Source organism: Streptomyces sp. NPDC041814 (genome assembly GCF_055590565.1).
Window position 1 is genome coordinate 375778 of sequence record NZ_JBVJAM010000005.1, and the last position, 24680, is coordinate 400457.

At 71.4% G+C, this 24680-nt stretch carries 18 protein-coding genes; 5 read left to right on the forward strand and 13 right to left on the reverse strand.

The genetic code is table 11. From position 1 onward, the window contains the following. Positions 1–26: 26 nt before the first annotated feature. Together ACZ6C6_RS16260 and ACZ6C6_RS16265 are read left to right on the forward strand one after the other, a co-directional pair. Positions 27–2198 carry a RecQ family ATP-dependent DNA helicase gene (locus tag ACZ6C6_RS16260; protein ID WP_469203218.1) on the forward strand — a complete coding sequence of 724 codons (2172 nt, stop codon included), beginning with the start codon at positions 27–29 and terminating at the stop codon, positions 2196–2198. 218 nt (positions 2199–2416) lie between these two features. Next, positions 2417–3046: a hypothetical protein gene (locus ACZ6C6_RS16265; protein ID WP_469203220.1), complete on the forward strand. Its 630-nt coding sequence runs from the start codon at positions 2417–2419 to the stop codon at positions 3044–3046. A 125-nt stretch (positions 3047–3171) separates the two neighbouring features. Here the strand turns inward: ACZ6C6_RS16265 and ACZ6C6_RS16270 are convergent, their stop codons facing one another. The 6 genes from ACZ6C6_RS16270 to ACZ6C6_RS16295 form a co-directional block, all read right to left on the reverse strand. Continuing rightward, positions 3172–3789: a hypothetical protein gene (locus ACZ6C6_RS16270; protein ID WP_469203222.1), complete on the reverse strand. Its 618-nt coding sequence runs from the start codon at positions 3787–3789 to the stop codon at positions 3172–3174. 60 nt (positions 3790–3849) lie between these two features. Continuing rightward, on the reverse strand, positions 3850–4560 hold the full coding sequence (locus ACZ6C6_RS16275) for a ribonuclease HII (RefSeq protein WP_469203224.1): 711 nt from the start codon (positions 4558–4560) through the stop codon (positions 3850–3852). A gap of 353 nt (positions 4561–4913) precedes the next feature. Next, positions 4914–6431 (reverse strand): DUF4153 domain-containing protein, encoded by a 1518-nt coding sequence (locus ACZ6C6_RS16280; protein WP_469203225.1) that lies wholly within the window; start codon positions 6429–6431, stop codon positions 4914–4916. Between the two features lie 601 nt (positions 6432–7032). Then, positions 7033–7959 (reverse strand): ADP-ribosylglycohydrolase family protein, encoded by a 927-nt coding sequence (locus ACZ6C6_RS16285; RefSeq protein ID WP_469203227.1) that lies wholly within the window; start codon positions 7957–7959, stop codon positions 7033–7035. A 10-nt stretch (positions 7960–7969) separates the two neighbouring features. Next, positions 7970–8629: a histidine phosphatase family protein gene (locus tag ACZ6C6_RS16290; RefSeq protein ID WP_469203229.1), complete on the reverse strand. Its 660-nt coding sequence runs from the start codon at positions 8627–8629 to the stop codon at positions 7970–7972. Positions 8630–8718: 89 nt separating this feature from the next. Then, positions 8719–9324, reverse strand: coding sequence for a DUF4937 domain-containing protein (locus ACZ6C6_RS16295; protein ID WP_469203231.1), 606 nt, complete (start codon positions 9322–9324; stop codon positions 8719–8721). 191 nt (positions 9325–9515) lie between these two features. Here ACZ6C6_RS16295 and ACZ6C6_RS16300 point away from each other — a divergent pair, with 191 nt between their 5' ends. Next, positions 9516–10052 carry a TerD family protein gene (locus ACZ6C6_RS16300; RefSeq protein WP_469203232.1) on the forward strand — a complete coding sequence of 179 codons (537 nt, stop codon included), beginning with the start codon at positions 9516–9518 and terminating at the stop codon, positions 10050–10052. 65 nt (positions 10053–10117) lie between these two features. On the opposite strand, the gene ACZ6C6_RS16305 is transcribed toward ACZ6C6_RS16300, so the two are convergent. Next, positions 10118–13021, reverse strand: coding sequence for a vitamin B12-dependent ribonucleotide reductase (locus ACZ6C6_RS16305; protein WP_469203234.1), 2904 nt, complete (start codon positions 13019–13021; stop codon positions 10118–10120). A 163-nt stretch (positions 13022–13184) separates the two neighbouring features. After that, positions 13185–13697, reverse strand: coding sequence for a transcriptional regulator NrdR (nrdR, locus tag ACZ6C6_RS16310; RefSeq protein WP_469203236.1), 513 nt, complete (start codon positions 13695–13697; stop codon positions 13185–13187). A 519-nt stretch (positions 13698–14216) separates the two neighbouring features. Here nrdR and lexA point away from each other — a divergent pair. Then, positions 14217–15011 carry a transcriptional repressor LexA gene (gene lexA / locus ACZ6C6_RS16315; RefSeq protein ID WP_026171816.1) on the forward strand — a complete coding sequence of 265 codons (795 nt, stop codon included), beginning with the start codon at positions 14217–14219 and terminating at the stop codon, positions 15009–15011. 87 nt (positions 15012–15098) lie between these two features. Here lexA and ACZ6C6_RS16320 read toward each other — a convergent pair whose 3' ends face one another. Genes ACZ6C6_RS16320 through ACZ6C6_RS16340 form a run of 5 tightly spaced genes read right to left on the reverse strand, consistent with a single transcriptional unit; the run spans position 15099 to position 23020 of the window. Continuing rightward, a complete protein-coding gene (locus ACZ6C6_RS16320; protein ID WP_469203238.1) occupies positions 15099–17069 on the reverse strand; it encodes an ATP-dependent DNA helicase in 1971 nt (656 codons plus the stop codon). A 50-nt stretch (positions 17070–17119) separates the two neighbouring features. Then, positions 17120–18955, reverse strand: a complete 1836-nt coding sequence (locus ACZ6C6_RS16325) for an IucA/IucC family protein (RefSeq protein WP_469203240.1) — start codon at positions 18953–18955, stop codon at positions 17120–17122. A gap of 60 nt (positions 18956–19015) precedes the next feature. After that, positions 19016–19786, reverse strand: a complete 771-nt coding sequence (locus ACZ6C6_RS16330) for a GNAT family N-acetyltransferase (protein WP_469203350.1) — start codon at positions 19784–19786, stop codon at positions 19016–19018. Next, entirely contained in the window at positions 19681–21612 is a 1932-nt protein-coding gene (locus ACZ6C6_RS16335; protein WP_469203242.1) for an IucA/IucC family protein, read from the reverse strand. Before ACZ6C6_RS16335 ends, ACZ6C6_RS16330 begins: the two co-directional genes overlap by 106 nt. Before the next feature lie 28 nt (positions 21613–21640). Continuing rightward, positions 21641–23020 (reverse strand): diaminobutyrate--2-oxoglutarate transaminase family protein, encoded by a 1380-nt coding sequence (locus ACZ6C6_RS16340; protein ID WP_469203244.1) that lies wholly within the window; start codon positions 23018–23020, stop codon positions 21641–21643. 327 nt (positions 23021–23347) lie between these two features. On the opposite strand from ACZ6C6_RS16340, the gene ACZ6C6_RS16345 reads away from it, so the two are divergent. Then, positions 23348–24580 carry a trypsin-like serine peptidase gene (locus ACZ6C6_RS16345; RefSeq protein ID WP_469203246.1) on the forward strand — a complete coding sequence of 411 codons (1233 nt, stop codon included), beginning with the start codon at positions 23348–23350 and terminating at the stop codon, positions 24578–24580. The last annotated feature ends 100 nt before the right edge of the window (positions 24581–24680 follow it).

Genomic DNA, 24680 nt, shown 5'->3' on the forward strand with positions numbered 1-24680 from the left:
CGGATCCATCGGGTTGCATGGGAGGCATGACCATCGCAGACCGCGCAGATCTCAGGGCTTCGGCCGATTCCATCCTGGCCCGACTCGTCGGCGACACCTCGGGGGCCGCTCGGCTGCGTGAGGACCAGTGGCGGGCCATCGAGGCACTTGTCGCGGACAAGCGCCGAGCACTGGTCGTCCAGCGCACCGGCTGGGGGAAGTCCGCGGTGTACTTCGTCGCCACCTCGCTTTTGCGCGCCCAAGGCGCGGGGCCGACGGTCATCGTCTCGCCGCTGCTGGCGCTGATGCGCAACCAGGTCGCGGCGGCGGCCCGCGCCGGCATCAGCGCGCGGACGATCAATTCGTCCAACACGGAGGAGTGGGACACCGTGCAGGCCGAGGTGGCCGCAGGTGAGGTCGACGTCCTGCTGGTCAGCCCCGAGCGCCTCAACAATCCAGATTTCCGCGACCAGGTTCTGCCCCGGCTCGCCGCGGAAACCGGTCTGCTCGTCGTGGACGAGGCACACTGCATCTCCGACTGGGGCCACGACTTCCGCCCCGACTACCGCCGGCTGCGGACGATGCTCGCCGATCTCCCGCCGGGTGTCCCGGTGCTCGCCACCACCGCCACGGCGAACGCCCGGGTCACCGCTGACGTCGCGGAGCAGCTCGGTACCGGTGCCGGCGCGGACGCGCTCGTGCTGAGGGGCTCGCTGGACCGCGAGAGTCTGAGCCTCGGCGTGCTGCGACTGCCGAACGCGGCCCACCGGCTGGCATGGCTCGGGGACCACCTCAAGGAGCTTCCGGGCTCGGGCATCATTTACACACTGACGGTCGCGGCCGCCGAGGAAGTCACCGCCTATCTCCGCCAGTGCGGGCACACTGTCGCCTCCTACACCGGCCGCACCGAGAACGCGGAGCGGCAGCAGGCAGAGGACGACCTGCTGGCCAACCGGCTGAAGGCGCTGGTGGCGACCTCCGCTCTCGGCATGGGCTTCGACAAGCCCGACCTCGGCTTCGTCGTGCACCTCGGGTCACCGTCCTCCCCCATCGCCTACTACCAGCAGGTGGGCCGCGCGGGACGCGGTGTCGAACATGCCGAGGTACTGCTCCTGCCGGGCAAAGAGGACGAAGCGATCTGGCAGTACTTCGCGTCGGTCGGCTTTCCGCCGGAGGAACAGGTCCGGCGCACCCTCGACGCGCTGGGCCAGGCCGGGCGGCCGCTCTCGCTGCCCGCCCTTGAACCGCTGGTCGACCTGCGTCGCGCACGGCTGGAGAGCATGCTCAAGGTCCTCGACGTCGACGGGGCGGTCCGGCGGGTGAAGGGCGGCTGGACCTCGACGGGAGAGCCGTGGGTCTACGACGCCGAACGCTATGCGTGGGTGGCCCGTCAGCGCGCCGCCGAGCAGCAGGCCATGCGCGACTACGCCACGACGGACGGCTGCCGGATGGAGTTCCTGCGCCGTCAGCTCGACGACGAGTCGGCGACCGCGTGCGGGCGTTGCGACAACTGTGCCGGGCCCCGGTTCGGGGCAGGAGTCTCCGATGCCGCTCTGGACACGGCGAAGGGTGAGCTCCGCAGAGCCGGTGTGGAGGTGGAGCCCCGCAAGATGTGGCCGACCGGGCTCGCATCGGTGGGAGTCGATCTCAAGGGCAGGATTCCGGCGACGGAGCTCGCGGGCACCGGCCGGGCGCTGGGCAGACTCACCGACATCGGGTGGGGCAACAGACTGCGCCCGATACTGGCGGCCCAGGCACCCGACGCTCCGGTGCCGGGTGATGTGGCCGATGCCGTGGTGACCGTGCTGACCGACTGGGCCAGGGGCCCCGGTGGCTGGGCTCCCGGGGCCGTCAACGCCGTACCCCGCCCGGTCGGTGTCGTCACCATGGCCTCGTACCGCAGACCTCAGCTCATCGAATCGCTCGGCAGGCACATCGCCGGAGTGGGACGGATGCCCCTGCTGGGAGGTGTGAGCCTGGCTCCGGACGCCGACGCGGTCCTGATATCGCAGACCAACAGTGCGCAGCGGGTCCGAGCTCTGCACGAGAGGCTGGTCGTCGCATCCGACCTCGCGGAAGCCCTGGCGGCCGCGGACGGACCGATTCTGCTCGTCGACGATCTCTCCGACACCGGCTGGACGCTCGCCGTGGCAGCCCGCTTGCTACGTCGGGCCGGGGCGGAAGCGGTGTTTCCGCTGGTCCTCGCTGTTCAGGCGTGACAGGAGGCGTCGGGCGGGGCCGGACTGGGCAGGGATATCCGTGTCATTCCGGCTGAATACCGTCAGCCTCACCAATTGCTCGTTGCCGCCTGCCGATACGCCAGGAAGAATTGGACTCGCTCCCCGCACGGTCCTCTCGCGGGCCCGAAAGGGCTGTGCCGCGGCGCGCCCTCACCCGACCCTGCCCGCATCGTGGGCGCGTATGCGAAGGGAGGACCGTGACCTTCGGATTCGCTCCGTCCGCAGCCACTTCGATGTCGGCAGCCGCCGACTCGGCCAACCGCCTTGCCAGAATGCTCGAACCGGCCGAGTGGGCAGCGGCCGGAATACCTCTTCTGCGCAGCCCGCGTGAGGTGGTCAGCGGTCTGCACGCCAGGCACCGGCCGACGCCGGCCACCGCTGTGGTCGCCGTCCTGGACCACGAGGAACGCCTGACGGCAAGCGCCTCGTTCGCCCGCCGCTCGGTGACGGCCGACGGCTGGGAGTTCCGGAACTCCCTGCTGGCGCACCTGCGCCGCGTCATCCCGCATGATCTGCGCCGCCGTACGCCCGTCCGCACCGCGGTACTCCTCTACTGCCGCGAAGGGGACGAGCGTTGGACGGAGGAGGACGGAGCGTGGATGTGGGGGCTGCGGGACGCCTGCACACTGCACGGGCTGCGGTGCGGCGCGTACATCACGCTGACCCGGGGCGGCTGGCAGGTGCTGGGCGAGGGCCGGGGCGGCCGCCGTCCGAACTCCTTGTCGCAGCCTTCGGCCCTCGCCGACACCACCCTGGCTTCCGAGCAGGTGCCGTCGCGGACCGGTGGTGGCGCCGCGCAGGCATTGCACCGTTCCGCCGCACGCTGACGGAGCACGCTTCGGTGGTCCGGCAGCCCTCACGGACTGCCGGACCACCGAAGCCGCCGGGTCGTACCGGGCCGGAACCGGCCGCGGCCCCGCCGGCGCCGGGCCTCAGACGCCGGCGCCGGGCCTCAGACGCCGGCGCCGAGCGCGGCGTTGATCCTCTGCGGGTCGCCGCAGGCGATCAGCAGCACACCGGCGGACTCCCGTGCGTCGGCCAGTGCCCGCGCGGCCGCGTCGTCGGCCGGGCCGTTGACCGCGACGATCACCACGGGCCGGGGCTTGACCCGGTCCGCCGCCGCGGCCGCGGCGAAGAAGACGTCGTCGCCCGCTTCCTGCTGGGCCCAGTAGGCGGTCTCACCGAAGGTGAGCTCGTGGGTCGCCCACGGGTGCTGTCCGCCCGTGGTCAGCACCAGGATGTCGCCGGGTGCGCGACCCGAGTCGAGCAGCAGATCCACCGCCTCGTCGGCGGCGTCGAGCGCCCCGTCGGCCGATGCGGGGATGACCTGGAGCTGCGGTGCGGAACGATTCTCCGACGGCACCGCCTGGGGGCTGCCGGAGGTGGACTGCCGGCGCTGCGCGGGGGGCGCAGGCCGCGGGCCGGGCACCGGGCGACCGGGGCGCGGCATGGCCGCTGTACGCGGACCGGGTACGGGACGAGGGGTCGACGCGGCGCGGCCGGTGGCCGGGGTGGCGCGGGGACCCTGGGCGCTCTCGTGAATCTGAGGCTCCTCGGGGATGAGAGGCATGGGTGGTTGTCTATCAAACGCCGACACCGGGGGCGTCGGCGGGTGGGCACATGTGCGCGATCAGAAGTCGAAGCCGAGCTGGCCCCCGCTTTCCAGTGCGGCCGCCTCGGCGGAGAAACGGATCTTCTTCAGGTGCTGCCACCGGGGCAGCGCGTCAAGGTAGGACCACGAAAGACGATGGTGGGCGGTGGGCCCACGCTCCTCAAGTGCGGCCCTGTGCACGGGGGACGGGTAGCCGGCGTTGGCCTCGAACCCGAAGTCCGCGTACTCCTCGTTCTGTGCGCCGAGTTCGGCCATCATCGCGTCCCGGCGGACCTTCGCGATCACCGAGGCCGCAGCCACCGCGACGCAGGACTGGTCCCCCTTGATGACGGTACGCACCTGCCAGGGGCTGCCCAGGTAGTCGTGCTTGCCGTCCAGGATCACCGCGTCGGGGCGGACCGGCAGGGCCTCCAGGGCACGTACGGCCGCGAGCCGCAGCGCCGCGGTCATGCCGAGTGCATCGATCTCCTGAGGCGAGGCGTCACCGAGGGCGTACGCGGTGACCCAGCTCTCCAGCAGCGGAGCGAGTTCCGCACGGCGCTTGGGGCTGATGAGCTTGGAGTCGGTGAGTCCGGCGGGGGGCCTGCGGAGACCGGTGACCGCGGCGCACACCGTGACAGGTCCCGCCCACGCTCCGCGACCGACCTCGTCGACACCGGCAATGATCTTGGCACCGGTGGTGGCGCGCAGTGAGCGCTCGACGGTGTGCGTGGGTGGTTCGTACGGCATGGCGTCTGTCAGCGTACGCCGAAGGGGTCGCCAGGAACACCCCGGGGCACCCCTCCCGGGCTCGTACCGGCGGTCGCGCGCCGGACGGCGCGCGACACACGGCTGCGGGCAGGGCCTCCAGTAGGGACCGGAGCGGAAGAACGGCACGGCCCGAGCGGGAGCGCCGAGCCGGAGATGGACCGCATCGCGTCACGCATACCCCGGCACAACTCGTAGAGGCCGTCGCGGATGTGGCCCGAGTCCGGCGCGGCTTCCGGCCTGCTCAACGCGAGCCGGCGAGTGGGCGGCTCGCTGGGCCTGTCCCTCCTGGTCACCGTCACCGGAACCGCCCACGGCACTCACTCGCGGGTTGATCAGTAAGGGTCGTACGGGTCGTAGACGTCGCCCGTCCCGCCGCCGCGCTCGTCGCCGTTGTCGCCCGTGCTCAGTCCCCGGCAGTCCAGTGAGCGGTAGCCCGGGTCCCAGTCGCCGAGGATGTCCCGGGCCCGCGCTTCGCCCCAACTCGTGGCGTACCAAGGTTCGTCGGAGTTGCGGAGTGTGCGCTGGATCTCTTGCAGCGCGCAGGAGCGCAGTGGTTCGGGCAAGGTGTCGAGAGCGGGTACGGCGTCGGCCGACAGGCCCTTGAGGTATTCGATGTCGATCGAGTGGTCGTTGCGGTACCGCTGGACGTTCTGCTCGGCGATGAGTCCGTCGGGCGAGATGAGGCCGAAGGCCAGTACGGCGACGGCCGCGCTCGCCGCGACCGCACGCGGCAGCAGGCGGGGTCCGAACACGCCGGCCGCCATGATCAGCACGAGGATCACACCGAGCCAGAGTTCCACGGCGGCCACGGAGATCCGGAGCCTGGTCAGGCCGTACGCGTCGACGTAGAGGTCCATGCGACGCAGGGCCGAGGCGACCACGACAAGCGTGAGGAAGCACAGGGTGCCGAGCACACCGCGGACGAGGGTGCGCTCGCGGGTACCGCCGCGCGGGGCCCAGCGAAGGGCGAGCGCGATGACGCCGAGCGTGAGCACCGTGGCCCAGAGCAGTTGCCAGAAGCCCTGGCGGGCGTACTCGGAGTAGCTGAGATCGGTCTCGGCCATCACCTTGTCGTACCCGCCGAGCAGCACCGTGAGCTGGATGGTGAGGAACGCCGCGAAGAGGAGGTTCAGTACGATCAGCGGGAGAGCCCATTCCAGCCGCCCGCGCGCCTTGCCCGGTCGTACGGTCACCCCATCCCAGCGGACCGGGGCGGCGGCGGTGTAGGCGGCGGCGAGGGCGCCGACCAGGCCGAGGAGGCCCAGGAAGAACCGCCATGGACCGTCACCGACCGACACGTCCGGGGTCAGGTTGCCCAGCAGGTCCGCGAAGGCGGCGTCGGCACTCGCGAAGAGCGCGCCGAACACGACGACCAGTACGACGGCCACGGCCACGGACCGGAACACCACGCCGAACCGGCCCCGGGACCCCGACATGCGCTCGCGCACACCGCGGACACCCCAGCCCAGCGATTCGAACACGGAGGTGAACACGCCCAGGGAACCGAGGAACACGCCGAGCCAGCTCCGGCTGCCGTGCAGCGCCAGCGAGCCGAGCGCGAGAGCGGACACCATCGCGAGGAAGGTGGGCCAGCCGGCATCCCGGAGGGCGGGAACCGCCAGGAGCGCCAGGCCGCCGACGGCCCACACGGCGGTCCAGGGGCGGAGCGTGCGGCCTGCCGCCCTGGCGGCGATGTACGCACCGGCCGAGGCTGGCAGCGCCACGATGAGCAGGTTCAGCCCGATGCCGTCGCCCAGCAGGGCCATGCTGAGCAGGGCCGTCGCCAGGGTCGCCCAGAGGGTGCCGGTGGGGACGGGGCCCGGCTTCATGGCCCGGAGCCGCGTCATCACGGAGGGGGGTGGCTTGCCCCAGGGGCTCGGCTGTCCCTGCCCTCCGGGTCGCCGCGCCGCGTAGGCGGGGACCCTGGGTGGTTCGGGCCCCGACGGCGTACCGCCTCCGGCCCCGCCTCCTGGTACCGGACCGGGGGCGGCGGCCGGTCCGGCCGTCTGCTCGCGCCGCGCCCCCACCGCGGCGGTTCCGGGCACGGCCCGACCGGTGCCGGCCTGCTCCGGCTCAGCGCGCTCAGGAGTGCCCTGACCGGGGACGCCCCGCTTCGGCTCGGCCCGACCGGTGCCGGCCTCCTCGGACAGTCCCTCGTCCGCTGTGGGCCGGGGTGAGACGGGCTCGTCCGGCGCGGGCTCGGGCCGGGGTGGTTCTGGCGGTGTTTCGGACACGGGACCCCTCCCCACCGGGGTCCGCTCACGCGAGCCCTGGGCTGCGCGCGGCCCCCCGGCGTCTCATTCGGTGCGCACCCGTCGTCATGATCACCGAGGGCGGCGTGGCCGAAAGAGTAACCCCGTGTCACGGCCACCGGCCGTGAGGGGACGTGCTGTGGCAGGACCGTGACAGTTGGAGCGCGGAGCCCGGTCTGCGGCTGCCTGCCGCGCTCGCTCAGGAGTGTCCGGAAAGTCCCGGCACGGTCCAGCGAGGCGTCCAGTCCGGCAGGGGTTCCGTCCGGGCCGTCCAGTGGGCCGGAGGAGCACCTGCGGTGCTTGCCGCGAGCACGCCGCCGACGATCGCGCAGGTCGTGTCGACATCGCCTCCGGCCTGGGCCGTCACCCAGAAGGCCTCCTCGAAGTCGCCGAGGCTCCGGGCCGCCGACCACAGGGCGAAGGGAACGGTGTCGTGCGCGCTGGTGCGGCGTCCGTTGCCGAGGACCGCCGCGACGGTGCCCGCGTCCTTGTAGTCGAGCATGTCCCGGGCCCGCCGCAGCCCGGCGCCGACCGCGCTGCGCGGGACGAGAGCGACCACACCGTCCAGCAGCGCCTCCGGAGCGGGCGGCCCGGACGGTGAGGCGACGAGCGCCGCGGCCGCCGCGACGGCCATCGCGCCGACGACGGCCTCCCGGTGCTGGTGCGTGGTGTACGAGGAGATCTCCGCCTGGTGCGTGGCCTGCTCGGGGTCGTCCGCGTACCAGGCGCCGAGCGGTGCGATGCGCATCGAGGAGCCGTTGCCCCAGGAGCCCTGTCCGTTGAACAGGGAGGAGGCGAGCTCCCGCCAGTCGCCGCCTTCGCGGACCAGCCGCAGCATGCGGTTCACGGCAGGGCCGTAGCCCCGGTCGAAGTCGTGGTGGTGTGCGAAGGACAGCGCCAGGGCGTCTTGGTCGACGCGGCCGTGCTTTTGGAGTACGGCCACGACGGAGCAGGCCATCTCCGTGTCGTCGGTCCACTGCCAGGGCCCGCCCGGCAGGGCGCGGTCCTTCAGGAGCGGGTAGTTGGCGGGCACGAAGAACTGGGAGCCCAGGGCGTCTCCCACGGACAGGCCGCGCAGGCTGGCCAGGGCGCGTTCGAGACGCTGGTCGGAAGCGGATTCGGTCATCGCTTCCACTCTATCCGGAGATGCCGTAGGGCTCAGGAGTACGCCAGCGCACGAAGGGCCGGTCGAGCGTGTACCGCCCGTCCTCGCCGAGCACCAGCGTCCGCGATTCCCCGTTCCCCGGGTTGGAGAGCGACTCGAATTCGGCCACGGTCCAGTGGAACCAGCGCATACAGAAGAGGCGCATGGTCAGACCGTGGGTGACCAGCAGGACGTTCGGCGGGTGGTCGGGATCCTCGAAGCTGCGGTGCAGGCTCTCCAGGAAGGCGCCGACCCGGTCGTACACGTCCGCCCCGGACTCGCCCTGTGCGAAGCGGTAGAAGAAGTGCCCGTAGGCGTCCCGGTAAGCCTTCTGCAGCCTGACGTCGTCGCGGTCCTGCCAGTTTCCCCAGTCCTGCTCGCGCAGCCGGGGCTCCTCGCGGACCCGTACCCGCCCGGCGTTCAGACCGAGGGAGGCGAACGTCTCGTGGGTGCGCCGGTAGGGGGAGACGTACACGCTGACCCGCTCCTCCCCGAACAGCCTGCGCAACCGCTCCCCCGCCTCGCGGGCCTGGCGCAGTCCGGCGGGGGTGAGCCTCAGCGCGTGGTCGGGTTCGCGCTCGTACACGGTGTCGTCGGCGTTGCCCTCGGACTCACCGTGCCGGACAAGAACGATTCGTTGCGGTCGTGCCATACAACGACACTAGATCGAGTCGTCGCCGTTCGAGCACCTGTCCGGAAATCGCCGGTGCATGTCGCGGCCGTACCCGTCGCCCGGGGCCGTCACACCGTCCAGGACGGTTCGAGTCGCACCACGTCCCCGTCGAGCGCCGCCACGTCCTCTTCCGTACCCGCGCGCTGCGAGAGCCGGTCCACGCTGCCCGGACGGTACTTTCCGCGTTCCGCGCTGGACTGCCACATCGACAGGACCAGGAACTCATGCCCGGGCGCCTCGCCGAACACCCCCCGCAGCATGCCTGGTGATCCCGCCATCGCCGGGTTCCACACCCGCTGCTGCATCAGCGCGAAGTGCTCGACCCGGTCCTCGTGGACCCGGCTGTGGGCCACCCTGAGCACATCCGCGTCCGTGAAGCGGGGTTCGAATCCGGTCTTCACGTCGGAGCGGTACTCGAAGAGCTTGACCCGGAGGTCCTGGTACGTGCCGGACTGCGCCGCGGCCAGGGCGTCGTGGGCACGCGCCATGAAGGAGTCGTAGAAGACCCGGTTCTCCCAGAAGGCGAAGACATGCGCCACCTCCGGCCGGATGCGGCTCCAGCCGCCGCCCTGCCCCCTGAAGCCCGGCTCACCCAGCAGCCCCGCCCACTTCCGCTGCCCCTGTTCGAATCCCCGACGGTCCGACACACTGCAGCGAATCCACTTGACCAGCACTGCGCCATCGTACGGCTGTCGGACGTGGCGTGGGTCACGCTCCCGAGGAGTCCGCCGGAACCGGTCGTCTCCCGCCCGATCCTGGCCCGTTTCAGCCGCTCGCCCCCAAGCCGGTTGGTTCCGGGGCGCGTTGCGGACATGATCGGGGGAGGGAACCGGAGCGTCGTCCCCACGTGCAGGAGGGAAGTCCGTTGAGCACTCCGAACAAGGATTTCGACAAGGTCGAGGTGCGGGTCAAGTGGGATCCCAGCGACCAGGGTGAGGCCCCCAACGACCTCGACATCATCGCGGCGACCTACCCGGCGGACGAGCCGTACGGCAGTCCGGCGTACCTCGTCCACTTCGACAGCCGCGCGCCCGACGGCACGATCACGCTCGACCGGGACAGCAGGACGGGTCAGGGGCTCGGCTTCGACGAGGTGATGACGCTGGAACTGGACCGGCTGTCCGACGCCTACGTCCGCGTCGTCGTCGGTGTCGCCATCCAGCAGCGCGACGGTCGCAAGACGTTCGGCGCCATAGAGAACACCGCGGTCCAGGTCCGCGAGGGCTACACGACACTGGCGGAGGACGACTTCTCCGCGGTCGGGGGCGCCACCGCGGCCGTCGTGGCCGAATTCGTACGGGACGAATCCGGCGGCTGGCACTTCCACGGCACCGTCCGGGGCTTCGACGGCGACCCCGAGGAGTTCGCCGCGGCGATGGGCGGCCGTGCGTTCGGCGCGTAGGCGCCGCGTGCGTGAGTGAGGGCAGGTCTTCCGGGGAAGACCTGCCCTCACTCACTGTTCACCGGTCAGCTGCAGCCGCTGGTGGAGCCGCAGCCCTCGCAGATGTAGCAGGAGCCGGCGCGCTGCATCTTCGTACCGCAGGAGAAGCAGAGCGGGGCGTCCGCGCTGATGCCGAGCTGCATCTCGACCAGCTCGGCCGAGGTGTGCGCCGTCCTCGGCGCGGCCTTCTCGGTCTCCTGGACCGGGGCGACCGCCTTCAGCGTCTCCGTCCGCACCGGCGCGGTCTGGGCCAGGGTCTCGGCCTCCAGCTGCTCCTCCTCGAACGTCGGCTCGTAGGAGCCGGTGTCGAGGTGGCGCTGACGCTCCTCGGCGGAGTGGATGCCGAGGGCCGAGCGGGTCTCGAAGGGCAGGAAGTCGAGCGCCAGGCGGCGGAAGATGTAGTCCACGATCGACTGCGCCATCCGCACGTCCGGGTCGTCCGTCATGCCGGCCGGCTCGAAGCGCATGTTGGTGAACTTCGAGACGTACGTCTCCAACGGGACGCCGTACTGCAGGCCGACCGAGACCGCGATGGAGAAGGCGTCCATCATCCCCGCGAGGGTCGAGCCCTGCTTGGACATCTTCAGGAAGACCTCGCCCAGGCCGTCGTCCGGGTAGGAGTTGGCCGTCATGTAGCCCTCGGCGCCGCCCACCGTGAACGAGGTGGTGATGCCGGGCCGACCCTTGGGCAGACGCTTGCGGACCGGGCGGTACTCGACGACCTTCTCGACCGCGGTACGGATGGTGTCCTCGGCCTTGGCCGTGACGGCCTCCTTCTCCTTCTCCTTGGTCTTGGCGGAGAGGGGCTGGCCGACCTTGCAGTTGTCGCGGTAGATCGCGAGCGCCTTGACGCCCATCTTCCACGCCTCGAAGTAGACCTCCTCGACGTCCTCGACGGTGGCCGTCTCCGGCAGGTTCACCGTCTTGGAGAGCGCGCCCGAGATCCACGGCTGGATGGCCGCCATCATGCGGACGTGGCCCATCGCGGAGATGGAACGCTCGCCCATCGCGCAGTCGAAGACCTCGTAGTGCTCGGTCTTCAGGCCGGGCGCGTCGATCACATTGCCGTTCTCGGCGATGTGGGCGACGATCGCCTCGATCTGCTCCTCCTGGTAACCCAGGCGGCGCAGGGCCTGCGGGACGGTGCCGTTCACGATCTGCATCGAGCCGCCGCCGACCAGCTTCTTGAACTTGACCAGGGCGAGGTCGGGCTCGAGGCCGGTGGTGTCGCAGGACATCGCCAGACCGATGGTGCCGGTGGGCGCGATGACCGAGGCCTGCGCGTTACGGAAGCCGTTCTTCGCGCCGAGCCGGATCACGTCCTGCCAGGCCTCCGTCGCGGCGGCCCAGATCGGGTTGTCCAGGTCGTCGGCGTGGACGGCCACGGCGTTGGCGTCGGCGTGCTGCTTCATGACGCGCTGGTGCGGCTCGGCGTTGCGGGCGTAGCCGTCGTACGGGCCGACCACGGCGGCCAGCTCGGCGGAGCGCTTGTACGAGGTGCCGGTCATCAGCGAGGTGATGGCGCCGGCGAGCGCGCGGCCGCCGTCGCTGTCGTACGCGTGGCCGGTCGCCATCAGCAGGGCGCCGAGGTTGGCGTAGCCGATGCCGAGCTGGCGGAAGGCGCGGGTGTTCTCGCCGATCTTCTCGGTCGGGAAGTCGGCGAAGCAGATGGAGATGTCCATCGCCGTGATGACCAGCTCGACCACCTTGGCGAAGCGCTCGGACTCGAAGGACTGGTTGCCCTTGCCGTCGTCCTTGAGGAACTTCATCAGGTTCAGCGAGGCGAGGTTGCACGAGGTGTTGTCCAGGTGCATGTACTCGCTGCACGGGTTCGAGCCGTTGATCCGGCCGGACTCGGGGCAGGTGTGCCAGTGGTTGATCGTGTCGTCGTACTGGATGCCCGGGTCGGCGCAGGCCCAGGCGGCTTCGGCCATCTTGCGGAAGAGGGACTTGGCCTCGACCTCTTCGATGACGTCGCCGGTCATCCGGGCGCGCAGCCCGAACTTGCCGCCGGACTCGACGGCCTTCATGAACTCGTCGTTCACGCGGACCGAGTTGTTGGCGTTCTGGTACTGGACGGACGTGATGTCGTCGCCGCCCAGGTCCATGTCGAAGCCCGCGTCGCGCAGGGCGCGGATCTTCTCCTCCTCCTTCACCTTGGTCTCGATGAAGTTCTCGATGTCGGGGTGGTCGACGTCGAGGATGACCATCTTCGCCGCACGGCGGGTGGCGCCACCGGACTTGATCGTTCCGGCGGAGGCGTCGGCGCCCCGCATGAAGGAGACGGGACCGGAGGCGTTACCGCCGGAGGAGAGGAGTTCCTTGGAGGAACGGATACGGGAGAGGTTCAGGCCGGCTCCGGAGCCGCCCTTGAAGATCATGCCCTCTTCCTTGTACCAGTCGAGGATCGACTCCATGGAGTCGTCGACGGCCAGGATGAAGCAGGCGGAGACCTGCTGCGGCTGGGGCGTGCCGACGTTGAACCACACCGGGGAGTTGAAGCTGAAGATCTGGTGCAGAAGGGCGTACGCCAGCTCGTGCTCGAAGATCTCCGCGTCGGCGGGGGAGGCGAAGTACTGGTAGTCCTCTCCGGCCTTCCGGTACGTCTTGACGATCCGGTCGATCAGCTGCCGCAGACCGGTCTCGCGCTGCGGGGTGCCCACGGCGCCCCGGAAGTACTTGCTGGTGACGATGTTGACCGCGTTCACCGACCAGAAGTCGGGGAACTCGACGCCACGCTGCTCGAAGTTGATCGAGCCGTCGCGCCAGTTGGTCATGACGACGTCACGGCGCTCCCAGGACACCTCGTCGTACGGATGCACGCCGGGAGTGGTGTGGATGCGCTCGATACGCAGGCCCTGCTTGGACGCAGTCGACTTGGTCCCCTTGTTGCGGGAACCCCGTGCCGGGCCGCTCGCCGTCTCTGTCATGCCGCCTCCCATATGTGGGCAAAAACGCCCTGAAGTGCCGAGAACTTCCCCGGCACAGTGTGTGTCTGATGCTTCGGCCGCCGCATTCGTCATACGTCGCCCGGAGCAAGGTCCAGGTGCCGGCCCGCCCGATCCCCGGATCGGCGCGGCCGGCGGCTGCCGCTCAGTCGGCGGCGACGGCGGGCGCGGGGACCTCAAGGGTCTCGCCGCTCCCGCGTGATTCCGCGCGGGGCCGCCGCTCACGGAGTTCCGTGATGGCGGCCTCGAAGTCTTCGAGGCTGTCGAACGCCCGGTACACGGACGCGAAGCGCAGGTAGGCGACGAGGTCGAGTTCCTGCAGGGGCCCCAGGATGGCCAGGCCCACGTCGTGCGTGGTCAGCTCGGCGCTGCCGGTCGCGCGCACCGCCTCCTCGACCCGCTGGCCCAGCTTGGCGAGGGCGTCCTCGGTGACGGGCCGCCCCTGGCACGCCTTGCGCACACCCGAGATGACCTTGGTGCGGCTGAAGGGCTCGGTGACCCCGCTGCGCTTGACCACCATGAGTGAACACGTCTCCACCGTGGTAAAGCGGCGGGAGCAGTCGGGACACTGGCGGCGCCGGCGGATCGAGGTCCCGTCGTCGGTGGTGCGACTGTCGACGACCCGGCTGTCGGGGTGCCTGCAGAAGGGGCAGTGCATGGCTCCCAACCCTCCTTCACAGCACGACTGAATAGCCTCTTCAGGCCCGGCCGGGGGCCCTCGAAGCGGTCTCAAGCATAGGCGATGACCGCACCCCCGTCGGACGGGGGACCACTACATTCGGGGCGGTCGGAAGTATCCAACCACTAGATCTTGGGTCCGGCCGCGCATTTGGCCCTAAGCGCGTGTCGCGCCCGAGGGCGGCCGGAAGGCAGCGTAAGGCCGACCAAGAGGGTACGGGAAGCACCCGGACGACGGACGACCGGGAGGCCCCCTCGCACAGGGCCCGCGCAGGGCGCCGCGATACGGTCCGGGGGCCGGCCGCGACGGCCCGCCGAGCCGACCGGCGACACACCAGGAGGAGCCCGCCCGTCGCGCACCGTAGGCAGCCTCATACACCTGCCGGTGGAACCCCGACAGTCTTTTATTCGTTTTTCACTCGAACGTGTGTTTGGCGCAACCTTTCGAAAGCTACTACCGTTGTGCAGCCAGGGAGACCATTCGAGAGGGGCCGCCGACGTGACCACCACCGCAGACAGTGCCATCATCACTGCCCAGGACCGCTCCCAGAGCCGACTCGAGCCGGTGCATGCCATGAATGACTCAGTCACGAACACGGAGGGGCCGGAGCCCGGGCGCCCAGCGCGCTCGCTCCCCGGACGACCTCCCGGGATCCGGGCGGACAGCTCGGGGCTCACGGACCGGCAGCGGCGGGTGATCGAGGTCATCCGGGATTCCGTGCAGCGGCGGGGCTATCCGCCGTCGATGCGGGAGATCGGTCAGGCGGTGGGCCTCTCCAGCACCTCCTCCGTCGCCCATCAGCTGATGGCCCTGGAACGCAAGGGCTTCCTGCGCCGCGACCCCCACCGCCCCCGGGCCTACGAGGTACGCGGCTCGGACCAGCCGAGCACGCAGCCGACGGACACCACGGGCAAGCCCGCCGCCTCGTACGTGCCGCTGGTGGGCCGGATCGCCGCCGGTGGGCCGATCCTCGCCGAGGAGTCCGTCGAGGACGTCTTTCCGCTCCCCCGCCAGCTGGTGGGCGACGGCGAGCTCTTCGTCCTCAAGGTCGTGGGTGACTCGATGATCGAGGCGGCGATCTGTGACGGCGACTGGGTCACCGTCCGCCGCCAGCCCGTCGCGGAGAACGGCGACATCGTGGCCGCCATGCTGGACGGCGAGGCCACGGTGAAGCGCTTCAAGCGCGAGGACGGCCACGTCTGGCTCCTCCCGCACAACGCGGCGTACCAGCCGATCCCGGGCGACGAGGCGACGATCCTCGGCAAGGTGGTCGCCGTGCTGCGCAGGGTCTGAGACCCGCACCTCACGCTCTCTGGGAGAAGGGCCCCGGGTCCGGCTTCGTGCCGGTACCGGGGCCCTTCTCGTGTACGTCCCCAAGGGCTACCGCCCGTCCGCCTTGGCCGCCGCGTCGATCGCGGCGAGCGAGCGACGGGCCTGGTTGCGGTCGGTGGTGTACCAGAAATCGGGGAGCGAGGCCCGCAGATAGCTGCCGTAGCGTGCGTTGGCCAGGCGCGGGTCGAGCACCGCGACGACCCCCTTGTCGCCCGTGGCCCGTACGAGACGGCCGGCGCCCTGAGCCATCAGCAGCGCGGCATGCGTGGCCGCCACCGCCATGAAGCCGTTGCCCCCGGCCTCCTCGACCGCCTTCTGGCGCGCGCTCATCAGGGGGTCGTCGGGCCGGGGGAACGGGATCCGGTCCATGACCACCAGCTGACAGCTCGCCCCCGGGACGTCCACGCCCTGCCACAGCGACAGGGTGCCGAAGAGACAGGTCTCCGGGTCGGCGGCGAAATTCTTGATCAGCTCGCCCAGGGTCTCCTCGCCCTGGAGCAGGATCGGCTTGTCCAGCCGGCCGCGCAGCTCCTCGGCCGCCGCCTTGGCCCCCCGCATGGAGGAGAACAGCCCCAGCGTGCGCCCGCCGGCCGCCTCGATGAGCTCGGACAGCTCGTCCAGCATGTCCGTGCGGGAGCCCTCGCGGCCGGGGGTCGCCAGATGCCGCGCGACGTACAGGATGCCCTGCTTCGGATAGTCGAACGGGGAGCCGACGTCCAGGCCCTTCCACTGCGGGACGTCCTCCCCCGCCGTGCCCTCCGGGGCGAGCCCCAGGGAGGCCCCCACGCCGTTGAAGTCGCCGCCCAGCTTGAGCGTGGCGGAGGTGAGCACGACGGAGCGCTCTGCGAACAGCTTCTCGCGCAGCAGCCCGGAGACGGAGAGCGGGGCGACGCGCACCGAGGCGCCGAAGCGGTCGTGGCGCTCGTACCAGACGACGTCGTACTCGGAGCCCTGCGTGATGCGCTCGGCGACGGCGTGGACGGACTCCACCGAGGCCAGCGCCTGCTTGCGGACCGCGTCCTCGTCCTGGACGGACTTGTCGCGCGTGGCGCCGATCGCGGAGATCACCGTACGCGCGGCGTCCCGCAGGGCCATCAGCGCGTACCCCAGGTCCTCCGGCACCTCCTCCAGGCGGCCGGGGAGTGCCAGCTCCATGACCCGTTCGAAGCCCTCGGAGGCGGTCTGCAGCGCGTCGGCCGCCTTCTCGTTGACCAGCTTCGCGGCGCGGCGCACCGCCCGGTTGACCTGGCCGGGGGTGAGCTCGCCGGTGGCCACACCGGTCACCCGGGAGACCAGCTCGTGGGCCTCGTCCACGATCAGCACCTCGTGCTGTGGGAGCACCGGGGCGCCCTCGATGGCGTCGATCGCCAGGAGCGCGTGGTTGGTGACGACCACATCGGCGAGCTTGGCCCGCTCCCTGGCCTGCTCGGCGAAGCACTCCGCGCCGTACGCGCACTTGCTCGCGCCCAGGCACTCCCGCGAGGAGACCGAGATCTGGGCCCAGGCCCGGTCCGAGACGCCGGGCGTGAGGTCGTCCCGGTCACCCGTCTCGGTCTCGTCGGCCCAGTCGCGCATGCGCAGCAGGTCCTGGCCGAGCTTGCTGGACGGGGCCGCGGCCTCGAACTGGTCGAACAGCCCCTCCTCCTCGTCCTGGGGCACGCCCTCGTGGAGCCGGTGCAGACAGAGGTAGTTCGACCGGCCCTTGAGCATCGCGAACTGGGGACGGCGGCGCAGCAGCGGATGCAGCGCGTCGACCGTACGCGGCAGATCGCGCTCCACGAGCTGGCGCTGGAGGGCCAGCGTCGCCGTCGCCACGACGACGCGCTCGCCGTGCGCCAGGGCCGGCACCAGGTAGCCGAGCGACTTGCCCGTACCCGTGCCGGCCTGGACGAGCAGGTGGGATTGGTCGTCTACGGCCTCGGCGACGGCGGCGGCCATGGCGGCCTGGCCGGGCCTCTCCGTACCGCCGACGGCGGTCACGGCGGCGTGCAGGAGCTCGGGGAGGGATGGCTTCGTCATAGCCCGGCCAGCCTACGGGGCGCCGCTGACATCGACGGGCACTCCCGGCCTCACTCGACGAGGTGGAGCGGGTTGGCGACACTGCCGTGGACCGCCGCGTGCGGGCGTACGGGCCGGTCGCGGTAGCCGTCGAGATGCAGGCGGTTCCGGTTCAGACAGAGGCGGTCGATGCGCGGGGTGAGCATGTCGAACATCTCGAACCGCTCCTTCAGCTCCGGGAAGCGGGCGTGGTAGCGCAGGATCTCCGCCCGGACGAGTGACCAGAATTCGCCCTCGGGGACGCCGAGCTGTTCCTCGCAGAGCGGGGAGAGAAACCTGAAGACCCCGGTGAACAAGCCGGAGTGGATGAACTGGGTGAGGAACGCGGGTTCCTCGGTCAGCAGGACGCGGCGCACGTCCTCCGGCATGGTGTCGTGCTCGGGCAGCGGCTGCGCGCTCACGTTCACGTCGTCCACGAAGTCCTTGATCGCGAGGCGTACGGGCACGTCCTGCCCGTCGAAGACGACGATCGCGTTCTCGCCGTGCGGGGAGAAGACGGTGCCGTACCGGTAGAGGAAGTGCAGCAGGGGCGGCAGCAGGGCGGCGAAGAGGCGGGTCAGCCAGACGGTGGGCGGCAGTCCGGAGCGGGCGACCAGCTCGGCGGTGAAGGCGCGCCCCCCGGGGTCGGTGTGGAGCAGGGAGGCGAGGGTACGGGCCCGCTCCCCAGGTGCCAGGCGCGGTGGCAGCGGCTCGCGCCAGATCGCCCCGAGGATCTCCTTGAACTGGTACGGCGCCTCGGGAAGGTGGTCGTACAGCGGGTGCTCGACGGTGACCGAGGCGACCTCGCCGAGGAGGATCACGCCGCAGGTGTCACGCAGGAACGGATCGTTGTCGCGCAGCCCCAGCACCCAGCCGGTGACGGCGGGCGCGGCGATGGTGCGCTCGGTGGGCAGGCCGCGCCAGACCAGGGTGTTGAGGACGGACAGCGGCAGCTTGACCGTGTGCCGGTCGGGCCGCGCGAGGTTGGCGAAGGTACGGATGGACTGCTGCGGCAGCCGTACGTCCGGGTCGGCGGGCAGGGGCACGATGTCTCCGGCGGCGATGGCCGGCGCGAACAGGGGCAGGATCCACTCGTCCCACTGCCAGGGGTGGACCGGGAGGTAGTGATAGCCGTCCGGGTCCAGGCCGCGTGCGCGCAGGCTGTCGGCGAAGGACGCGCGGACGGCCGGGTCGAGCTCCTGGGTGTAAAGCCTGTCCGGGGTGGAAAGGGCGGGCACGCCCCGGTACTCGGCGATCCCGTGGGAGACGGCGAGCCAGGGCAGCCGGACGGGCTCGCGGGCCTCCGGGGAGTAGCGGGCCGCGTCGGTGGCGGAGAAGCCGAGCCGGCCCTTGTTGGCGACGATCCAGGGGTGCCCGGTCTGGTGGCCCTCCAGCTCCGCGTAGCCGAGGGCGGCGAGTTCGGCGGCGGTGAGCGCGGTGTGGTCGAGGCGGGCGTCCGCGGCGAGTGTGGTCGTCAGCTCGCGGAGGAGGTGGCCGAGCGTGGCGCCGTCGAGGCCGAGGAGGCGGCGGGCCCGGGTCACGAAGAGGAGCGGGTCGTGGAACGGGACGTTGCCCGCCGCGGGGTCGGGGCCCGCCGCGCGGATCGATCCGGGGTCGACGCGCCAGCTCCCGTACACACCGCGCCGGGCGGTGAAGGAGAGGCTGCCGCCGTCGTCCAGGGGGAGGGTGTACGTGCTGCCGCCGGCGGTTCGCGGAGCCGGCTCGATGACTTCCTCGTAGGCGAATTCACCGAGCATCTTCGCGAGCATCCGGGAGGCGGCCCGGTCCCAGGCGTCCCGGTTGAGTTCCGGGGTGGTGAGCGGTGCGGGCGGCTCCGTTGCGTCGTGGTGCGCGGGGTATGTGGGCACGGGGACTCCTCGGGTGGGAACCGATGGGGTTCGAGCGGTGCGGACGGGTCGGGGATGCGTTCATGGCCGGGTGCGGTGGGCTCGGTCGCGGACCATCAGCGCGGCCCGCTTCTCCGGGAGTTCGATCTCGGCGGAGAGGCGGAATCCGGCGCTCAGGAACGCGGAGACGGAGGGTGCGTTGCGGACGTCGGGCTCGGCGACGACCCGCGTGCAGAGGGGGACGTGGTCGAGCACGAGACCGGTCACGGCACGCAGCAGCGTCGTGCCGGTACCCCGGCCCCGGTGGCGGCCCTCCCCGATGAGGAGGTGGACGCCGATGTCGTGCGGCCGGGCCTGGTAGTGGCGGGCGAGCGGGTCCAGGTCGGCGCGGTACAGCTCCCAGTAGCTCATGGGCGTGCCCGACAGCACCCCGACGCACGGGGTGCTGTGGCTGTCGACGGCGAGCTGGGGGGCGAGGTGCCGGGCGGTGACGCTCGCGTCGCCGGCGAGCTCCCAGAAGGCGGCGACGACGGGGTCGTTCATCCACCGGGTGAGGGTCGGAAGATCGCGCTCCGGGCGGACGGGGACGAGCTGGAACTCCCCGGCCGGTGTGGGGACGGGGGCCCATTCCGCCCGGAGGACGGGACCGGCGGGCGCGTCGGGGGGAGACACGGGCGGCGCTCCTCTCTCAGCTCTCGGCGATGATCTCGGCGATGGGCTTCCGGCCCCGGGTGCGCGGCCCGGCCTCAGCCGTGCAGGGGGTTGGTGATGGTGACGTAGACGGACTGGGTGTCGACGGGGCCGACGAGTTCGTCGAGTCCGTGCAGGCGGGTCAGCATGTTGGCCTTGCAGCGCAGGCGCGGGTTGTCGAGCAGGTGGGCGGGGAACGGCGAACCCAGTTCGCATGCCGACTTCAGGAAGCGCCGGAAGGCGTCGAGGAGCATCTGCTCGTCGGCGAGCCCTTGGGAGCCGAACGCCCCGATCAGTCCGAATACGTTGTTGATGCCGAGGTAGTAGGCGAAGCGTTCGTCGGTGACGGCGTCGGAGACGAAGGTGTCGCTGACCGATCCGATGCCGGGGAGCCTGTGGTCGAGCGCGGTGCGGTGCGATTCCCGGAAGTAGTAGCCCTGATTGTCACGGTAACGGCCCCCGGTGGGCCAGCCGTTCGCGTCCAGCAGGACGAGGGTGTTCTGCTGGTGGGCTTCGAGCGCGACCCCGGCGTGGGCGTCGAGCCACAGCACCGGGTGGACGACGCGCTCCAGGTAGCGCAGGAACCACTCGGCGGCCACCGCGGTCGTCGTCCGTCCGGTGGCCGCGGCGAGGCGGTGGACCACGTCGGCGAGGCGTGAGTGCAGCCCCGTACGGCCCGGCCAGGGACGGGGTGCGGTGAGCCCGGCGATGCAGACGGCGTCGTCGTGCCGGCTGAAGGGGTTGTGCCGGAGCATGACGTCGAGGCCGTGCACGGGCGCGCCGTCCGGGGTGTCGACGGCAAGCCAGGCGGGGTCGCGCACGATGTCGAAGCCGGGGTGCGCCGCGCGCCACTCGCGGGCGAGTCCGGTACGGAGCAGCCGGTGGACCTCGACGCCTCGGTGGAGCTCCTTGCGGAGGTTCTCCCGGCGGGAGTTGGTGATCCGGACGCCGAGGGAGAGCTTGAGCATCAGATCGGTTCCCGGCCGGTGCACGGTGCGGACCGACGAGGTGGGGTGCCATGCGCCACCGTACGGGCCGAGGTCGTGCAGGAGGCCGGCGTCGAGCAGGGCGGCGACCTCGGGCCGGCTCCGCAGCTCGCGGGCCTGCCAGGGGTGGAGGGGAAGGGGCGCGGTGTGTTCGGGGAAGGCCAGGCCCGGGGCGTGCCGGACGACGAGGTCGGCGGCGGGCACCGGGCGGCCCTGGTCGGTCCAGGCGGAGTCCGTGGCCAGCACGGAACGGTCGACGGCCATCCAGTGGAGCGGGAAGGAGCCGTGCAGCTCGGGTGAGTAGAGGCGCGCCTCGGCGTCGGTGAGCCCTTCCCTGCTCTTGGGCGAAGGGTGCAGGGGGTGGCCGAGGAGGAGGGACTGTTCCGCGGTGAGGAAGAGGTCGGCCTCGTCGGGTGCGGCGGGGCGGCGGCGCCGGTCCTCGATGAACGAGGCGGTGCGCCGTACCGAGTCGGCGACCCGGCCGGCCATGTCGGCGCCGTCGTGGTGTCCGGCCTCCCGGCCGAGCAGGGCGGCCACGGTGACCGCGTCGGCGGGGGGCGCGTCGGCGGGTGCCTGCTCCAGGACGGGGGGCCCGAAGCGGTGCCAGCCGGTGGCGGACCAGTGGCGGACGGGGACGAGCAGGGCGGTGCCGCTCGCGGGGAGCGGGACGCGCAGGGTCTCCCCGGCCGGCCGGGGCAGGTCGTTCTCGCGCACCCAGCAGCGCAGCAGGTTCTCGACGCCGGCCGCGTCGGCGGCGCGGAGCGGGTCGGGATGGCCGAGCGGGTCGGCGGCCGGGTCGTCCGGTGCGGCTGCCGCCTGGTCCTGCCGGCGTACCGCGGTCCGCGGCGGGGAAGCGGGCCGCGAGGCGCGCCACAGGTCGTGCGGGGTCTCCTTCTGGCGTGGCACGGTCGTCGCCTCGACGGCGACCCCGCCGGGGGCGTCCGATTCGGGGAGGTGGCTGGGGGGAGGGCCGTCGGCCTCGGGCGCGGGGGTGGGGTTCACGGCGGTCTTCCTGTGCTGGTGTCCGTGGTCAGCGGAGCGATCCGGTCGGCAGGCGGCGGTGCGGTGAGCGTTCCGCGGCTGCCAGGGCGTCGGCGAGGCGGTCGACCACCGCTGTCGCCTGTTCGTCGGTGAGCGTGAGGGGCGGCAGCAGGCGTACGACGGTGGAGTGGCGGCCGCCGAGTTCGACGATGAGTCCGCGGCTCAGGCACTCCTGCTGGACGGCGGCGGCGAGGACCGGGTCCGGCGGCGGTTCGGTGCCGGTGCCCTGCGGGCGGGATTCGGGGTCCACGATCTCGACGCCGATCATCAGGCCCCTCCCCCGGACGTCGCCGACGCACGGGTGGTCGGCGGCGAGCGACCTGAGGCCTGCCAGCATGCGGGCGCCGAGGACCCCGGCCCGTTCGGCGAGGCCGTTCTCGCGGACGTACGCGAGGGTGGCCGTACCGGCCGCCATGGCGAGCTGGTTGCCGCGGAAGGTGCCGGCGTGGGCGCCGGGCTGCCAGGTGTCGAGCTCCGAGCGGTAGACAATCACGGCGAGCGGGAGGGAGCCGCCGATGGCCTTGGACAGCACCATGACGTCGGGCACGATGCCGCTGTGCCCGACGGCCCAGAAGGCGCCGGTCCGGCCCACGCCGGTCTGGACCTCGTCGGCGATCAGCGGGATGGACCTGGTCTCGGTGATCTCGCGCATCCGGCGCATCCAGCCGTCGGGCGCGGGGTTGACCCCGCCCTCGCCCTGGACCGGTTCGAGGATCATCCCGGCGGGGGCGGGCGTCCCGCTCTTGGGGTCGTCCAGCAGGCTCTCGGTCCAGTGGGCGGCGGTCCGCGCGCCGGCCTCTCCGCCGATGCCGAAGGGGCAGCGGTAGTCCTGCGGGAAGGGCAGCCTGGTCACTCGTACGTCCTCGGCGCCGCCGGAAGCCGCGAGGGCGCCCGCCGTCATGCCGTGGTAGGCGCCGGTGAAGGCCAGCAGGCCGCTGCGGCCGGTGGCGGCGCGGACGAGCTTGAAGGCCGCCTCGACCGCGTCCGTACCGGCGGGTCCGCAGAACTGGACCCGGGCGTTGTCGGCGAACTCCCGCGGAAGGGTGCTGAAGAGCTCCGTGACGAACGCGTCCTTGACCGGCGTTGCCAGGTCGAGGACGTGCAGCGGGGCTCCCGAGTCGAGGACCTTCTTGATCGCCTCCAGGACGACCGGGTGGTTGTGGCCGAGGGCCAGCGTCCCCGCCCCGGACAGGCAGTCGAGATACCGCCGCCCATCGGCGCCCTCGATGGTCAGTCCCCGGGCCCGCACCGGCACGATCGGCAGCGATCTGGCGTACGTGCGGGCGGCCGATTCACGCAGCGACTGACGGCGCAGGATGCCTTCGTGGGCCGCCAGGGGTGGCGCCGGAGCTGGTTCGGTCACGGCCACGGCTCTTGATCCTCCCGCTGTAACAGTTGCGTTGCACGTCAGTACGATTTCGCAAGGACGGCCTGCGAGGGTGAACGCTGTCTCCGTGCCCCCCACGCGTACCAACGACCGAGGGGGCAAAGGATCACGGCTGAATCCGAAGATCCTTGCGGAGCGCAACCCTGCCGCGCACCGCCGACAGCGGCACCGGCATAGTGGGGGCCGCGCCGGGCTCGGGCACGCCCCGAAGACCGCGCTGCTCCCTGCCCGTTCGGCGGGCCATGCGGCGCGCCGGACACAAGTGCATTACGGAAGCATTGAGTTACGAAGTCCCAGGGGGATCAGCAGATGCGTCTCGTTCGACCAGGAACCACCGCACGTCGCGGCAGGAGTGCGCGTCGCGCCTCCTCCCCCGTGCTCGTCACCGCCGCGTTCACCGCCGTCCTCGCGCTGACGGCCACCGCCTGCGGGCCGACCGAGGACGACGCCGACTCCGAGCCGAGCAGCAGCAGCTCGGCCGGTGCGACGTCGGACGGCAAGATCTCCATCCCGGACGATCTGAAGGACCGGCTCAAGGAGCACGGGATCGACATCGACAAGTGGCGCGACGGCGAGTGGAAGAACTGGGACAAGGACAAGTGGCTCCGTGAGGCCCAGGACTACATCAACCCGATCATCGCGGGCCTCTGGGACCCCGACCGCATGCAGGACGCCGACAAGCCGCCCGAGAAGCCGGTCGACAACGACATCTCGGGCGACGAGGGCGTGACGGACCCGACACCCGCACCGGTCCGCGCCGCTGGCGTGCAGACGCAGTACCACGACAACGCACCGGAGTCGGGCAAGCTGTTCTTCGACGGCCCCGAGGGCTCGATGGTCTGCTCGGCGACCGTGGTGAAGGACCCGGCCCACCCCGGCAAGTCCAACATGGTGTGGACCGCAGGCCACTGTGTGCACGCGGGCAAGAAGGGCGGCTGGTACCGCAACATCGCCTTCGTTCCCTCGTACAACAACAGCGGGCTGTCGACGGCCGAGCTGCGGAACAACCCGCCGAAGGAGAAGGTCGCCCCCTACGGCATCTGGTGGGGCACCTGGGCGCAGACGTCCCAGCAGTGGATCGACCAGGGCGCCTCGGTCGGCGGCCTCGGCGCCCCCTACGACTTCGCCGTGCTGCACGTCACGCCCGAGGAGGGCTCCGGCGGCAAGTCTCTGGAGGAGACGGTCGGTTCCGCCCTGCCGGTCGAGTTCAACGCCCCGGCGGTGCCCAAGATCACCGACATGACGGCCACCGGCTTCCCGGCCGCGGCACCGTACGACGGCCAGAAGATGTTCCAGTGCAAGGACAAGCCGGGCCGCCTGTCGCTCGCGCAGGACGACCCGACGATGTACCGCATCGGCTGCTCGATGACGGGCGGTTCCTCCGGCGGCGGCTGGGTCGCCAAGGGCCAGGACGGCAAGCCCGCGCTGGTCTCGAACACCTCCATCGGCCCGGTGACGGCGGGCTGGCTCGCCGGACCGCGCCTCGGCCCGGAGGCCAAGGGCGTCTACGACGCGGTCAGCGACAAGTACGCGGACAAGTAACCAGCAGGACCGCGCCCGCACGGGCGCGTACGACAGGAGCCCAGGGGCCTCCGGAGCGGGAGAGTCCGCTCCGGAGGCCCCTGGCACACGGACAGCAAGT

What these genes read in the sequence shown, in the direction of transcription:
- ACZ6C6_RS16285 (WP_469203227.1), bottom strand. Translation starts at nt 7,959, where the DNA reads ATGACCGAATCCGCTTCCGACCAGCGTCTCGAACGCGCCCTGGCCAGC.
- ACZ6C6_RS16260 (WP_469203218.1), top strand. Translation starts at nt 27, where the DNA reads ATGACCATCGCAGACCGCGCAGATCTCAGGGCTTCGGCCGATTCCATC.
- ACZ6C6_RS16275 (WP_469203224.1), bottom strand. Translation starts at nt 4,560, where the DNA reads ATGCCGTACGAACCACCCACGCACACCGTCGAGCGCTCACTGCGCGCC.
- ACZ6C6_RS16290 (WP_469203229.1), bottom strand. Translation starts at nt 8,629, where the DNA reads ATGGCACGACCGCAACGAATCGTTCTTGTCCGGCACGGTGAGTCCGAG.
- ACZ6C6_RS16320 (WP_469203238.1), bottom strand. Translation starts at nt 17,069, where the DNA reads ATGACGAAGCCATCCCTCCCCGAGCTCCTGCACGCCGCCGTGACCGCC.
- nrdR (WP_469203236.1), bottom strand. Translation starts at nt 13,697, where the DNA reads ATGCACTGCCCCTTCTGCAGGCACCCCGACAGCCGGGTCGTCGACAGT.
- ACZ6C6_RS16345 (WP_469203246.1), top strand. Translation starts at nt 23,348, where the DNA reads ATGCGTCTCGTTCGACCAGGAACCACCGCACGTCGCGGCAGGAGTGCG.
- ACZ6C6_RS16270 (WP_469203222.1), bottom strand. Translation starts at nt 3,789, where the DNA reads ATGCCTCTCATCCCCGAGGAGCCTCAGATTCACGAGAGCGCCCAGGGT.
- ACZ6C6_RS16305 (WP_469203234.1), bottom strand. Translation starts at nt 13,021, where the DNA reads ATGACAGAGACGGCGAGCGGCCCGGCACGGGGTTCCCGCAACAAGGGG.